At 44.8% G+C, this 13,896-nt stretch carries 12 protein-coding genes; 2 read left to right on the top strand and 10 right to left on the bottom strand.

Annotated features, from left to right (window positions below; translation table 11 throughout):
* Positions 1–162: 162 nt before the first annotated feature.
* The 10 genes from paaK to paaA all read right to left on the bottom strand — a co-directional run bounded on the left by paaK (position 163) and on the right by paaA (position 9,633).
* On the bottom strand, positions 163–1,464 hold the full coding sequence (gene paaK, locus ACT3QQ_RS12600) for a phenylacetate--CoA ligase PaaK (protein WP_444523705.1): 1,302 nt from the start codon (positions 1,462–1,464) through the stop codon (positions 163–165).
* Between the two features lie 65 nt (positions 1,465–1,529).
* Positions 1,530–2,735, bottom strand: coding sequence for a 3-oxoadipyl-CoA thiolase (gene pcaF / locus ACT3QQ_RS12595; RefSeq protein WP_444520405.1), 1,206 nt, complete (start codon positions 2,733–2,735; stop codon positions 1,530–1,532).
* A 30-nt stretch (positions 2,736–2,765) separates the two neighbouring features.
* Positions 2,766–4,292, bottom strand: coding sequence for a 3-hydroxyacyl-CoA dehydrogenase (locus tag ACT3QQ_RS12590; protein WP_444523704.1), 1,527 nt, complete (start codon positions 4,290–4,292; stop codon positions 2,766–2,768).
* Between the two features lie 2 nt (positions 4,293–4,294).
* The gene (gene paaG / locus ACT3QQ_RS12585) at positions 4,295–5,086 is read right to left on the bottom strand and encodes a 2-(1,2-epoxy-1,2-dihydrophenyl)acetyl-CoA isomerase PaaG (RefSeq protein WP_444523703.1); all 792 of its coding nucleotides are present in this window, start codon (positions 5,084–5,086) and stop codon (positions 4,295–4,297) included.
* Positions 5,086–5,856 (bottom strand): enoyl-CoA hydratase-related protein, encoded by a 771-nt coding sequence (locus tag ACT3QQ_RS12580; protein ID WP_444523702.1) that lies wholly within the window; start codon positions 5,854–5,856, stop codon positions 5,086–5,088. Before ACT3QQ_RS12580 ends, paaG begins: the two co-directional genes overlap by 1 nt.
* Before the next feature lie 97 nt (positions 5,857–5,953).
* Entirely contained in the window at positions 5,954–7,012 is a 1,059-nt protein-coding gene (paaE, locus tag ACT3QQ_RS12575; protein WP_444523701.1) for a 1,2-phenylacetyl-CoA epoxidase subunit PaaE, read from the bottom strand.
* A 72-nt stretch (positions 7,013–7,084) separates the two neighbouring features.
* A complete protein-coding gene (gene paaD / locus ACT3QQ_RS12570) occupies positions 7,085–7,585 on the bottom strand; it encodes a 1,2-phenylacetyl-CoA epoxidase subunit PaaD (RefSeq protein WP_444528255.1) in 501 nt (166 codons plus the stop codon).
* Positions 7,586–7,609: 24 nt separating this feature from the next.
* A complete protein-coding gene (gene paaC / locus ACT3QQ_RS12565) occupies positions 7,610–8,365 on the bottom strand; it encodes a 1,2-phenylacetyl-CoA epoxidase subunit PaaC (RefSeq protein ID WP_444523699.1) in 756 nt (251 codons plus the stop codon).
* 15 nt (positions 8,366–8,380) lie between these two features.
* On the bottom strand, positions 8,381–8,671 hold the full coding sequence (paaB, locus tag ACT3QQ_RS12560; protein WP_444523698.1) for a 1,2-phenylacetyl-CoA epoxidase subunit PaaB: 291 nt from the start codon (positions 8,669–8,671) through the stop codon (positions 8,381–8,383).
* 23 nt (positions 8,672–8,694) lie between these two features.
* Complete coding sequence (gene paaA / locus ACT3QQ_RS12555) at positions 8,695–9,633, bottom strand: 1,2-phenylacetyl-CoA epoxidase subunit PaaA (RefSeq protein WP_444523697.1); 939 nt, start codon at positions 9,631–9,633, stop codon at positions 8,695–8,697.
* Between the two features lie 263 nt (positions 9,634–9,896).
* Here paaA and paaZ point away from each other — a divergent pair, with 263 nt between their 5' ends.
* Positions 9,897–11,948 (top strand): phenylacetic acid degradation bifunctional protein PaaZ, encoded by a 2,052-nt coding sequence (gene paaZ, locus ACT3QQ_RS12550; RefSeq protein WP_444528254.1) that lies wholly within the window; start codon positions 9,897–9,899, stop codon positions 11,946–11,948.
* Positions 11,949–12,186: 238 nt separating this feature from the next.
* Positions 12,187–13,509 carry an MFS transporter gene (locus ACT3QQ_RS12545; RefSeq protein ID WP_444523695.1) on the top strand — a complete coding sequence of 441 codons (1,323 nt, stop codon included), beginning with the start codon at positions 12,187–12,189 and terminating at the stop codon, positions 13,507–13,509.
* The last annotated feature ends 387 nt before the right edge of the window (positions 13,510–13,896 follow it).

Here is a 13,896-nt window from a genome sequence, read left to right as displayed (position 1 = left end):
TACAATCACCAAAGATTGACATAATTAACGAGGTGCCACTTAATACGTCTTCACTGGTAAGCTCATCAATACATTGTTTTAATTTAGCATTCATATCATTTATTCATCGTCTAAAAGACCCGCGATAATACCCAAGGGACTATCGCGCGGGGTTAAATTACATTAGGCAGGTACAGCAGTATTGCGTAGGTCAATAACACGTTGAGCTTTACCCTCAGAACGAGGTAACATACCTTGTGGTGAGACTTCTACATGAACGCTGATACCCACCATGGTTTTTATCTTTTGTTTAAGTGTATTTGCAAACTGCATCACTTCGATATCATTGGCATCACTACGTGACTCAACATGGATACATAGGGTGTCTAAGTGACCGTGCTTGAGGATATGGATCTGATAGTTTGGCAGTAATTTTGGTATTTGTAAAATCTGTTCTTCGATCTGCGACGGAAAGACATTAACGCCACGAATGATCATCATATCATCACTACGGCCAACAATTTTTTCCATACGACGCATAGTACGTACAGAACCTGGTAATAAGCGGGTCAGATCTCGGGTACGGTAACGAATGATGGGCATACCCTCCTTAGTAATAGTGGTAAACACCAATTCGCCAAGCTCGCCGTCTGGTAGTACTTCTCCGGTCTGAGGGTTAATAATTTCTGGGTAAAAATGGTCTTCCCAAATGGTTGCGCCATCTTTAGATTCTAAGCACTCCATGGCGACACCTGGGCCCATGACTTCTGACAGGCCGTATATATCTAACGCATCGATACCTAAACGCGTTTCGATTTCTTGGCGCATGGCGTTAGTCCACGGTTCAGCCCCGAAGATACCGGTTTTGATAGAACAATCTTTGGCAGTACCAAATTTTTGCTCCAATGCTTCAATAATATTCAAGCAGTAAGAAGGGGTGACCATCAATGCGGTTGGTTTAAAGTCTTGGATTAGCTGGGCTTGGCGGTCAGTTTGGCCACCTGACATTGGGATAACCGTTGCACCTAATCGTTCAACACCATAGTGCGCACCCAAGCCACCAGTGAATAGGCCATAACCGTAGGATACTTGAATGGTATCTTTGCTAGTCAGGCCAGCCGCACGCAGTGAGCGTGCTACGACATCCGACCAAGTCACGATATCTTGCTTGGTATAACCGACAACGGTAGGTTGGCCAGTAGTACCTGATGATGCATGAACACGGACGATTTGTTCACGTGGGACGCTAAACATACCGAACGGGTAATTGTCGCGCAAGTCTGATTTGGTGGTGAATGGAAATTTAGCTAAATCTTCTAATGATTGGCAGTCTTCTGGGTGAACACCGACTTGGTCAAATTTCTTCTTATAAACAGGGTTATTTTCGTATGCGTTTTTGAGTGTTTCTTTCAAACGTTTCAACTGTACGCTACGCAATTCGTCTACTGACGCGGTTTCGATGTGTTCCATAACATTATGATTCATGTAAAACTCCTTTTCGTAGTCATCCTGACTACATTTCCAATTAAAAAACTCTGTTAAAGACGTGATTAGACGTTTTCTACCACCATTGCCACGCCTTGACCCACACCCACACACATGGTGCATAACGCATACTTACCGTTACGACGTTTTAATTCTTTCATTGCGGTGATGACCAAACGTGTACCACTCATTCCTAGAGGATGACCTAGTGCAATAGCCCCACCATTTGGATTGATACGTGTGTCATTATCGGTAAGACCCAGTTCACGAATTACGGCAAGGGATTGCGCGGCGAATGCTTCGTTAAGCTCGATAACATCCATCTGGCTTAATGTTAATCCGGTTTGCTCAAGCACTTTTAGTACTGCAGGCACAGGGCCAATACCCATATAGCGCGGCTCGACACCAGCACTCGCCATACCAATAATACGCGCTTGCGGCGTTAGATTGTGTGCTTGACCAAAGCGTTCGCTACCCATTAGTACACAAGCAGCACCATCATTGACACCTGATGCGTTACCCGCAGTCACTGAACCGCCCTCCTTACGAAATGGGGTTTTGAGGCTAGTAAGGGCTTCTAAGCCAGAATCCGCACGTGGGTGTTCGTCTTGGTCAACAATCACGCTGCCTTTTTTCGTTTTAACTTCAACTGGTAAGATCTCTTCGTTAAAGAGACCTGCCTGTTGGGCAGCGGCAGTTTTCTGTTGGCTACGTAGCGCGAATAGGTCTTGGTCTTCGCGGCTGATTTGATATTTCTCAGCCACGTTTTCGGCAGTTTCTGGCATGCTATCAACACCATACGCGGCTTTCATTAATGGGTTAATGAAGCGCCAACCGATGGAGGTGTCAAAAATTTCTGGTGCGCGGTGAAAGGCACTGGTCGGTTTCGATTGGACATAGGGTGCGCGGCTCATGCTCTCGACACCACCAGCCAATACAAACTCGGCCTCACCCGTTTTTACCAAACGTGAGGCGATGCCAATCGAGTCCATACCAGAAGCACAGAGACGATTAACAGTGATAGCAGGTACCTTATCAGGCAAGCCTGCAAGTAAAGTTGCCATACGCGCTACATTACGGTTGTCTTCGCCGGCTTGGTTAGCACAGCCAATGATTACTTCATCAACTTTATCCCATGGCAAATTTGGGTTTTGATCTTTTAGATGTTGAATAGGCAAAGCTGCCAAATCATCCGTACGAACACTACTTAAGCCACCGGCATAGCGCCCGATTGGGGTGCGAATAGCGTCATAAATATACACTTGTTGCATTATAGCTTCCCTTACAGTAAATCAATGAGTTTAAGCGCTTGCCGTGTGACAGGTGACGGCTTTTTTTACCAAATACAGGCTGGCACGATAACGTTCTTCACCATAAATACGTTGTAAGTTATTTAGCGTCTTAAGCACGGTGTCGTAGCCAAGCATTTGTGCCCATTCAAACGGACCTTTGGGGTAATTTACGCCATACTTCATGGCCGCATCGATGTCTGCTTCAGAAGCGATGTTATGTAACACTGCTTCACAGCCTTCATTGATGAGCATAGCAATGGTGCGTAAAACATATAAACCAGGATGGTCGGCAGTCCAAATAACATGCACGTCAAGTCGGGCAAAGGCTTGCGTCACCAGCTCACGCTCATCATCATTACAGGCCATCGAGGCAGCCAATACAACAGCGCGGGCTTGTGACCAGTCCGCGTGCCAGTCCATCAGCATGACTTTGGCATCACCATGGTCAATCTCCACGGATTCACCCAGTGATAAACGGATGCTGACATCACCAATTCCGATACTGTTCTGGTTTGCATCTTCAAGAGTCACTGTGAGGCTATCAGCGACTTGTAAGCGTTCAACCAACCCTTTGGCATAAAGCCAATCACCGCGTACGATAATGTTAGGCAGCGCGGCATCGGTTTCTTCAACGGTGGGTAACGTATAGGCAGGGATTGCTGGCGTTTGGCTATAGTCATAAAACCCTTGGCCAGATTTACGGCCAAAGCACCCGGCATCGACCAATTCTTTTTGTACCAACGATGGGCGGTAACGTGGCTCATAGAAGAAAGCCTGGTAGACGCTTTGGGTCACCGAGAAGTTGATATCTTGGCCAATTAAGTCTGTTAGCTCGCATGGCCCCATGGCAAAACGACCTGATTCACGCATGATAAAGTCAAGCTGCGCAGGTGTGGTCGCGTTTTCTTGCAGTGCGCGAAAGCCTTCAGCGTAGTATGGACGCGCCACACGGTTGACGATAAAGCCTGGGGTAGACTTGGCGATTACCGGTACCTTTTTCCAAGCACTCATCAAGTCAAACAGGCCATCTGTAATCTCAGTCGCTGTTTGTAAACCGCGAACAATCTCAACAAGTTTCATCACTGGGGCTGGATTAAAGAAGTGTAAGCCTACTACACGCTCAGGGTTTGATACTGCTGAGGCAATCGCTGTAATCGATATTGACGACGTGTTTGATGCAAAAATTGTATCGTTAGCACAAATATCAGCCAATTGGACAAAAAGCTGCTGTTTAATGTCTTGACGCTCAACAATCGCCTCAACAATTAACTGCACCGCTGCCATCTCATTAATATCTGTAATAATAGATAAGTTCTCTAGGGTGCTATCAAGTAGCACTTGAGACATCTTGCCTTTTTGGACTCGTTTGGCAAGTTGGCTTTCTAGTCCCGCTAAGGCGGCTTGACTTTTGGCAACATCTAGGTCAAAGAGATAGGTCGTGTGACCGTGCATAGCGGCCAACTGTGCAATGCCAATCCCCATCGTGCCTGCCCCAATAACGGCAATGTCTGCTTTTGATAAATCCCTCGTTTCCATGATTAACGTCCTTGATAAATTGGGGTGCGTTTTTGCATAAAAGCTTGGACACCTTCTTTATAGTCAGCTGAGCGGCCAGCAAGTCGCTGCAAGTCTCGCTCTAAGATTAGCTGATCTTCTAGGCTATTGTCCGCGGAGACATTGATGGCTTTTTTAATGAGACTTAGGCCGTAGGTCGGTTGGCTGGCCAAGTTTTCGGCCAACTTACTGGCTTCGCTACGTAGCGCTCCATCTTCGACCACTTGCCAAATCATGCCCCACGCCATCGCTTGTTCAGCAGATAGCTTATCGCCTAGCATGGCTAAGCCCATCGCACGAGCGCGTCCGACAACGCGTGGTAAGAACCATGTACCGCCTGAATCTGGTACAAGCCCAAGACGGCAAAACACTTGGATAAATGAGGCTGATTTGGCTGCCAATACCAAGTCACACGCCAAAGCGATGTTCGCACCGGCACCGGCAGCCACGCCATTTACCGCACAGATCACAGGCTTTGGCATATCAGTAATCAGCTTAATCAGTGGGTTGTAATAAGTCTCGATAGATAGGCCTAAATCTGGCGCATCAGCATTCGGGGCAACTGCGCGATCGCCTAAATCTTGACCTGCACAAAAACCACGACCTTCAGCAGAGAGCACTACAGCGCGAATGGTACTGTCTTTTGACCATGCTTTTAGCACGCTGGACACTTCTTTGTGCATTACTTCATTAAAGCTATTAAGCTGTTTTGGGCGGTTTAAGGTAAGATAGCCGACAGCATTTTTTTCTTCGACGATAATCGTTTGATAGTCCATTACATACCTCTAAAAATTGGTTGACGTTTTTCTAAAAATGCACGGATGCCTTCTTGGCGATCTTGGGTGGCAGCAAGCCAAACAAATAGCTGACGTTCTTGCTTGAGGCCTTGGCTTAAGTTCACTTCGTGGATGGTTTTAAGTGACTGTTTGATAGCGCGAATGGCCAAAGGGGCTTGTTTGGCGATTTTGGCAGCCAAACCAATGGTGTATTGTACGGTCAACTCGCTTGGGCAGATTTGGGTGGTAATTCCATGTTGTTGCGCGCTTAATGCATTAATCCTCTCACCTGTCATCGCCCAACGCATAGCAAGCTGCTGACCAACTAAGCGTGCGAGGCGCTGTGTCCCCCCTGCCCCTGGTAGCATACCCAAGCCAATTTCAGGTAGCGCAAATTGGGCATTTTCGCCCGTAACCACGATGTCACCATGCAGTACCAGCTCAAAGCCGGCACCGAGTGCATAGCCATTGACCGCGATTAATAGCGGCTTGGTAAATTCATCGATTCGCTTCCATAAGGTTGGGCGAATATCGGTTTGTAAGCTAACGGTATCGAGTTGAATAAGTTCATTAAGATCTGCACCCGCAGCGAAGCATTGGGTGTTGCCAGTAATAACGACCGCTTTTACATCGGTGTCAGCGTCATAGGCTTGAAGCTGTTCAACGACTTCTTGCAAAGTAGCGTTATTTAAGGCGTTGCGTTTTTCTGGGCGATTAAGCTCAATCAATGCAACGCCTTCTTTTGGGCTTGAGGTTTTAATGTAATTCATCCCTGAATCCTAATAAAAACAATGAAATAAGGAGTTTTTGCTAAACCCTACTTTGAATATAAAAACGATAAATAGCTAGGTTGCTAACGTCTAACTATTACGCGTCAAAGCTCAATCGTATGTTGGCTGATATAGGTAATGCTTGGCAGCTGAGTACGTAGCCTTTATCTAACTCTTCTTGCTCAAGGCTATAGTTAACGGCCATTTCGACCTCACCTTCGATCACTTTACATTTGCAAGTGGCACACACACCGCCTTTACAGGCATAGGGTAAGTCAGCACCCGCACGTAATGCCGCATCTAAGATGCTGTCATCTTGTTTTGACACTTCAACGATCAGTTCACGTCCGTCCAAAATGATATTGACGCGTTCTTCGCTACGTTTTTCGATTTGCTGGGCAGTTGGTTTATTGACAGTCCCCGTATAGAAACGTTCGGTATGGATGTTGTTGCGATCGATACCAATGTTTGGCAATACGGTCTCAATGGCTTCCATCATCTCTTCTGGGCCACAGGCAAAACAGTGGTCGACATCAGCACTGATAAGTTGGGCGTCAAACAACTGTTGTAATTTGTTCGCATCGATACGGCCATTAAAAATCTCACTGTCACTCATCTCACGTGAGAAAATATTGACCAGTTGTAGGCGCGTTTTAAAACGGTCTTTAAGATCCATGATTTGCTCAGAAAACATGGTTTGTTTCCATGACCGATTGCCGTATACCAAGGTAAAATTGGCATCTGGTTGGGTGCTTAACACCGTTTTGACGATAGATAAAATTGGGGTAATACCACTACCAGCAGCAAAGCTTAGATAGTTTTGACCACCAGCTTTAGCGGCTTTTTGAAAGAAAACTCCTTGGGGTGGCATAACTTCTAGAGTATGGCCTACTTCTAGGTGTTCGTTTGCCCAAGTAGAAAATTGTCCTTGATCAATCTTCTTGATGGCAATGCTCATGTCTTCTTGCACATCACTACAGATTGAGTAGCAACGACGGATTTCGCCATTGTCTGTCATGTGACGGATGGTCAAATGTTGACCTGGTTGGTACTTAAAGGTTGCCGCGTCTTCCGAAGCAAGGTCAAATGCAATGCAAATCGCTTGCTCAGTTTGTGGCTGGATAGACTTGATAGTTAGTGGCAAAAATTGACTCATGCGAAAATCCTTCTTTCATTTTGCTTAGTTAGTGAGCTTACTGTCACGTGTGATCTCGCGACTACCCCTATCTTAGATGCATTTAAAATAATCAAACGGTTCAAGGCAGTCGAGACACTTATACAGCGCCTTGCACGCAGTTGAACCAAATTCGCTAATCAGTTGGGTTTTTTGACTGCGACAATGGGGACAGGTCAAACCATCGGTTAGCGCCACGTGAGTACCACAGCTGTGTGAATCGCCTTGCGGCGGTGCAATGCCATATTCTTGCAGCTTTTGCTTACCTGCCTCACTCATCCAGTCGGTCGTCCAAGCTTCAGACAAGTCAACCACCACCTTTACAGGGGTCAGCCCACGTTCTGTAAACGTGTTGATAATCTCATCTTTTAGCATATCAGTTGCTGGACAGCCGCTATAGGTTGGTGTTAAACGCACCACGATTTCATTATCTGCGTTGATATCAACGCCTCGAATCATGCCTAAGTCAAGCACGGTCAAAACAGGCACTTCTGGATCATGAACCTCATTAAGAGCTTTCCAGCAGGCATCTGTGACTTGTGGAATTAACCGCATACTATGACTCCTTGTCGTGTATGTTTACCAATTCATATTTGGGTAAGTACGTTGCATGTACTGTAATTCTGCCAAAATATAACCCAAGTGTTCGGTATGAGCGCCTTGCTTCGCACCACGGCGGTATGCGCCAATCTCAGGCAACGTTAAGTTCAAATGTGCCAATCCACTTTCAACCTGCGCTAACCATTCAGCTTTTAGAAGATCGAGTTTCGGTAAGACACCACTATCAACCAAGGCTTGTTCGTCAGCGGTGAGTTCAAACAATTCAGCAGTAAAGCGCCATAGGTTGTTCAGCGCTTGTTGCGTTTTGTGATGTGCTTCATCGGTGCCTAGGCTTAGGCGTTCCATCCATGCATGTGAGAAACGTAAGTGATATTTTGCTTCTTTTAACGACTTTACACCAAAGGCTGCAATATCTACGTGGCTGCTTTGGCTTAATGCGTCAAGTAATAACACATGGTAATGATCCATCAACCATTGACGCACCATCGTTTGGGCAAAATCTACATTGGGTTGTTCACATAGCAATAGGTTGCGATATTCACGTTCGGTACGTAAAAAAGCTAAGTTATCTTCATTACGGCCCAAGCCTTCGATTTGTCCAGCCAGACTCAGCACCGTACGTGACTGGCCCAATAAGTCTAAACCGATATTTGACAAAGCAATATCAAGCTCAAGCTCAGGGGCATGTCCACACCATTCAGACAAGCGGTGCGATAGGATCAATTGGCTATCACCAACATGAAGTAAAAATTGTGTTAACGCTTGGTTATTCATCGATTATCTCCTACCTTAAATATGCTCAATACCGTCTGGAATTTGATAGAAGGTAGGATGACGATATACCTTGTCGAGTGATGGCTCAAAAAACTCTGGTTTTTCCTCAGGTTGCGATGAGGTGATCAGCTCTGACTTCATTATCCAAATGCTCACACCTTCATTACGACGAGTATAGACATCACGTGCGTTTTGCAGAGCAATTTCATCATCTGGCGCGCGCAAGCTACCAACATGACGATGACTTAAACCTTGTTTACTACGGATAAAAACTTCGTAAAGTGACCAATTATTTTTGCTTTCCATGGCTAATTTTCCTTTAAAAAACATTAAGCGGCTTTTTGAGTATTGGTGTGTTGTTTCTGTGCATAGACAGCAGCAGAGTCACGAACCCATTTGCCCTCCTCCCAAGCTTTACGTCGGGCTTCGATACGCTCATGGTTACACGGGCCTTTACCAGCAATCACGGCAAAGAGTTCGTCCCAATTGATTTCACCGAATTCATAGTTGCCGGTTTCTTCGTTAAACGTTAAATCTTTGTCAGGAATGGTTAAACCAAGTTGTAACACTTGTGAGACGGTGTTATTCACGAATTTTTGGCGCAACTCATCGTTACTGAATAGTTTGATTTTCCAATCCATGCTAAGAGCACTGTTGGGTGAATTATCATCATTTGGACCGAACATCATCAGCACAGGCCACCAGAAGCGATCGACTGCATCTTGTGCCATGGCTTTTTGTTCAGGTGTACCATTCGCCAATACCATCATGGCTTCGAAGCCTTGACGTTGGTGGAAGCTTTCTTCTTTACAGATACGAACCATGGCGCGAGCATATGGACCATATGACGTCCGGCAAAGCGCCACTTGGTTAACGATAGCGGCGCCGTCAACCAACCAGCCGATGGCAGCGATGTCAGCCCACGTTAGAGTTGGGTAGTTAAATATTGATGAGTATTTCATGCGGCCAGCAACGAGTTTGTCCATCATATCGTCACGATCTGCGCCTAGGGTTTCAGCGGCGCTGTATAGATACAATCCATGACCTGCTTCATCTTGAACTTTGGCCAACAATACGGCTTTACGCTTGAGTGTTGGTGCACGTGTAATCCAATTACCCTCAGGTAACATACCAACTACTTCTGAATGTGCATGCTGACCAATCTGGCGAATGAGCGTTTTACGATAAGCATCTGGCATCCAATCTTTTGGCTCAATTGAAATGTCCTTTTCAATCTTGTTGTCAAATAATTCTACTTGCATGTTCATGTGATACCTCGTCCTTAACAAGTGTTTGTGTTATATAACATAAAGCGATACTTTTTTAAAATCAACATCTATTTTTATGTATCGTTTTATTTTTTAGCCATTTTATTAATAAGATACTGTTTTAAAACAATATTTATAATAATAAATTTTTAAAAAAATATTAATAATATTAAATATGCTTGACTTTTTGGTGATTTGAATACAGATTATGACACGTTAAGTTTTTATTTTTATCTATAATGTATCATAAAAGGAGTTATTATATGTCAGACATTAAAACGTTAAGCTCACTCGTCCTTGGTGAAGCCTACGTTGCACAAAGCGATTTTCGCACCGTGCATCATGCGGTCACCGGCGAACCAATTTATCAAGTCAGTAGCGCTGGTATCGATACCAAAAAAGTGGTTGAATATGCCAAAGAATATGGCTCAGCGCTTGCCAACTGGACATTCCACCAACGCGCTAATGCACTGAAACTGGTCGCACAATATCTACTTCAACGTAAAGAAGATTTTTATGCATTGGCCACGGCAACGGGTGCGACACGCAAAGATGCCTGGGTCGATGTTGAAGGGGGCATCGGTACTTTATTTGCATATTCGAGCCTCGTGCGCCGTGAGCTAAGCGATGAGACCGCCTTAGTTGAAGATGTTTGGATTCCTCTATCAAAAAATGGTACGTTTGGCGCTCAGCATATCTTGAGCCCGAAAATGGGCGTGGCCATTCATATTGATGCGTTTAACTTCCCTATCTGGGGCATGTTAGAAAAAGTCGCACCGACTCTATTAGCCGGTGTCCCTTGTATCGTCAAGCCTGCAACCGAAGGCGCTGAGCTGACTCATGCCGTGGTAGCCGCGATTCATGAAAGTGGTCTATTGCCAGAGGGTTCATTGCAGCTGATATGTGGACAAACCTATGACTTGTTTGACCATCTAAATCCCCAAGACACCATTACCTTTACAGGTTCTGCAGTAACGGGTCAAAAACTACGAGCCCATCCACACTTGAACGCCCATTCAACTCCTTTCACCATGGAAGCCGATTCGGTGAACAGTGCCATTTTAAGCCCAGCTGCCAACGATGAAACTATCGATTTGTTTGTACGCGAAGTTTTCCGCGAAATTACTATCAAAGCTGGTCAAAAATGTACTGCGATTCGTCGCGCGTTTGTTCCTGCAGCCTTGCTAGAAACAGCGCAAAATCGCCTAGTTGAAAAACTACAAAAAGTCGTGGTCGGTGACCCAAGCCGTGAAGACGTGACCATGGGTACATTAGCTAGCGTGAAGCAAAAACTTGACGTCACAGAAAAAGTCGAGCAACTAAGCCAAGAAGCCGAAGTAGTATTCGGTAGTCACTTACGTGAAGACTTCACTTTACAAGTAGACGACGCAGAAAAATCAGCCTGTTACCCACCAACCGTGTTGGTCTGTAATAACCCAAGCCAAGCCGAAAACATCCATCACATCGAAGCATTCGGTCCAGTTGTCACCCTAATGCCATACGGCGACCTAGATGAACTCGGTGCACTGGTAGCACGTGGTGAAGGTAGCTTAGTTGCCTCTATCGTGCGCAATGCAGACGAAAACATCGAAGCCTTATTGAAAAAAATTGCCCCTTGGCATGGCCGTGTACATATCCTAGATAGCGAAAGTGCTCGTGAAAGTACGGGTCATGGTTCACCCCTCCCATTACTTGTACACGGTGGCCCAGGCCGTGCCGGTGGCGGCGAAGAACTTGGTGGTCTGCGAGCCGTTAAACACTACATGCAACGTACTGCCATCCAAGGCTCACCCAATGCCTTGACCCAAGTCGGTCACAGCTGGACAGCTGGTGCACAAGTGTTTGAAGATCGTGTCCATCCGTTCAAAAAATCATTCGATGAACTTCGTATTGGAGAGCGTCTATTGACCGCACGTCGTACAGTGACTGAGGCAGATATCGTTAACTTTGGCTGCTTGAGTGGTGACCACTTTTACGCTCACATGGACAAAATTGCGGCGGCAGATTCGTTCTTTGGCGAGCGTGTCGCCCATGGTTACTTTATCGTATCAGCGGCCGCTGGCTTATTTGTTGACGCACCAGCTGGTCCAGTTATCGCTAACTACGGTATGGAAAACCTACGCTTCGTTGAGCCTGTCAAGATTGGTGACACCATTCAAGTTGAGTTAACTTGTAAACAAAAGACGCCAAAGGCACAACGCGACCCAGCGGAAAAAGCTCATGGCGTCGTAGTATGGGATATCAAAGTTAAAAACCAACGCAATGAATTGGTCGCAACTTATGACATCTTGACCTTAGTTGAGCGTAAGGCTTGATACCTATATGGATCTGCAAAAAAGGAGTCGTTATGACTCCTTTTTTTCAACTAAAGCAAACTTTATTAATAAAACATATTGACGTCAGGTTGTAGAATGGCTAAATTATAAAAAATATGATACATAATTTTATTTTTAATAAATAAAAAGTATCATTAATTTATATCAGGTAATGTTTGGCTAGGATAGCTAAGCTGTCGAGTCGTTTCTAGGACAATACATAGACAAGGAGTCACTAATGACAACCACCACCGCAATGGCTGAAAACGCCTCGCTTGCTATACATCAGGATAAAAAAGTACTCACTGCCACCCTAGTTGGTACTGCGATTGAATGGTATGATTTTTTCATCTATGCACAAGCCGCAAGTCTCATATTTGCTCCCCTGTTTTTCGCTGAAGTCAGCAAGTCAAACCCTATGTTCGCCCAAATTATCGCTTTTGCAACCGTTGGTATCTCATTTCTATTTCGCCCATTAGGCGCAATCGTATGTGGTCGCTTGGGTGACAAGTACGGTCGCAAGATGGTGTTGGTAACAACCTTGATTTTGATGGGTGCATCAACGACCTTAATAGGCTTTTTGCCGACTTATGCGCAAATTGGCGTATTAGCACCCTTGGCTTTGGTATTTTTACGTATTATCCAAGGCTTTTCTGCAGGTGGTGAATGGGGCGGTGCAGCATTGTTATCTGTCGAGCATGCACCCCTTAACAAACGCTCACTATTTGGGGCTTACCCACAGATTGGCGTACCTATCGGTATGATTTTAGCGACTGGTGTCCTGCTGCTTTTAAATTTGATTTTGGGTAAAGAAGCCTACCTCGAGTGGGGTTGGCGCATTCCATTTATATTATCGATTGCATTGATCATCGTGGGCACCTTTATCCGTCGTTCGGTTAAAGAATCACCAGTGTTTGAAGCCATGCATCGCCGTAAAGCAGAAGCCTCTGCACCATTATCATTGTTATTCAAAAATCACACGCCAACAGTTCTTAAAGCGGCTTTAATCTTTATGGGAGTGAATGCAGGTGGTTATATCCTTATCGCCTTTATGGTGGGTTATGGTCAAAAAGCCTTAGGACTTAGCCCTACTTTGACCATGCTAATCGTAGTTGCGGCTGCTTTTTCTTGGTTAGTATCAACCCTTTGGGGCGGCATATTAGGTGATAAGATTGGTCGTCTAAGGATTTTTAAATTAGGCTATATCTTATTGTCGTTATGGTCGATTCCAATGTGGTTTTTGATTGATACCAACTCTCCATTTTTATTTATGCTAGCATTAGTGGTTTGGGCCATTCCCCTAGGTTTTACGTATGGTCCATTATCAGCTTTATTTGCTGAAATGTTCCCTGCTAAAGTACGTTTTTCAGGGGTATCCATCAGCTATGCATTAGGTTCCATTATTGGTGGTGCGTTCGCTCCGATGATTGCGCAATGGATTATGGCAACTTATCAACAGTCATGGATGATTGGTTTGTATATTACTATTGTCTCATTAATTTCATTATTCACACTTTACACGATTAAGAAAGACCCACAAGGCGTTGATCTATCTCTCTAAATAAATTTAGAGAGATGCTGAAAAATATCACCATGTAAATGTTATAAATATTTTCTCAGCACATGACAAAAAACTTGCCCTAACTCACCTTTAACGGTCAAACAACTGATTAACTGTCGAAATAACGAAGTATCGTGATTGAAAAATACCAAACACAAGCCCTCAACCAGCAGGTCTAGGCCTAAAATGAACAAACTGGCTTGAGTGCTTGTGTTTGACTTTAGCTTGTGTTTTAGGGGTTTATTTTTAGTAGCTTAAAGACTGTTGCCAATAAATTATTGGCAACAGTCTTTACACTGATAGTTCTGCTTGCCATAGCTTTTGAGCTATTTTTCCTTAAACTACAACTTTGACATTTGGTACAATTAATATCTATTAGTGTTTTTA

The sequence above is a fragment of the Psychrobacter sp. AOP7-A1-24 genome (genome assembly GCF_052376235.1).
Lineage (GTDB): Bacteria > Pseudomonadota > Gammaproteobacteria > Pseudomonadales > Moraxellaceae > Psychrobacter.
This window is presented reverse-complemented; position numbering and strand designations above follow the sequence as displayed.

What these genes read in the sequence shown, in the direction of transcription:
- paaK (WP_444523705.1), bottom strand. Translation starts at nt 1,464, where the DNA reads ATGAATCATAATGTTATGGAACACATCGAAACCGCGTCAGTAGACGAA.
- pcaF (WP_444520405.1), bottom strand. Translation starts at nt 2,735, where the DNA reads ATGCAACAAGTGTATATTTATGACGCTATTCGCACCCCAATCGGGCGC.
- ACT3QQ_RS12590 (WP_444523704.1), bottom strand. Translation starts at nt 4,292, where the DNA reads ATGGAAACGAGGGATTTATCAAAAGCAGACATTGCCGTTATTGGGGCA.
- paaG (WP_444523703.1), bottom strand. Translation starts at nt 5,086, where the DNA reads ATGGACTATCAAACGATTATCGTCGAAGAAAAAAATGCTGTCGGCTAT.
- ACT3QQ_RS12580 (WP_444523702.1), bottom strand. Translation starts at nt 5,856, where the DNA reads ATGAATTACATTAAAACCTCAAGCCCAAAAGAAGGCGTTGCATTGATT.
- paaE (WP_444523701.1), bottom strand. Translation starts at nt 7,012, where the DNA reads ATGAGTCAATTTTTGCCACTAACTATCAAGTCTATCCAGCCACAAACT.
- paaD (WP_444528255.1), bottom strand. Translation starts at nt 7,585, where the DNA reads ATGCGGTTAATTCCACAAGTCACAGATGCCTGCTGGAAAGCTCTTAAT.
- paaC (WP_444523699.1), bottom strand. Translation starts at nt 8,365, where the DNA reads ATGAATAACCAAGCGTTAACACAATTTTTACTTCATGTTGGTGATAGC.
- paaB (WP_444523698.1), bottom strand. Translation starts at nt 8,671, where the DNA reads ATGGAAAGCAAAAATAATTGGTCACTTTACGAAGTTTTTATCCGTAGT.
- paaA (WP_444523697.1), bottom strand. Translation starts at nt 9,633, where the DNA reads ATGAACATGCAAGTAGAATTATTTGACAACAAGATTGAAAAGGACATT.
- paaZ (WP_444528254.1), top strand. Translation starts at nt 9,897, where the DNA reads ATGTCAGACATTAAAACGTTAAGCTCACTCGTCCTTGGTGAAGCCTAC.
- ACT3QQ_RS12545 (WP_444523695.1), top strand. Translation starts at nt 12,187, where the DNA reads ATGACAACCACCACCGCAATGGCTGAAAACGCCTCGCTTGCTATACAT.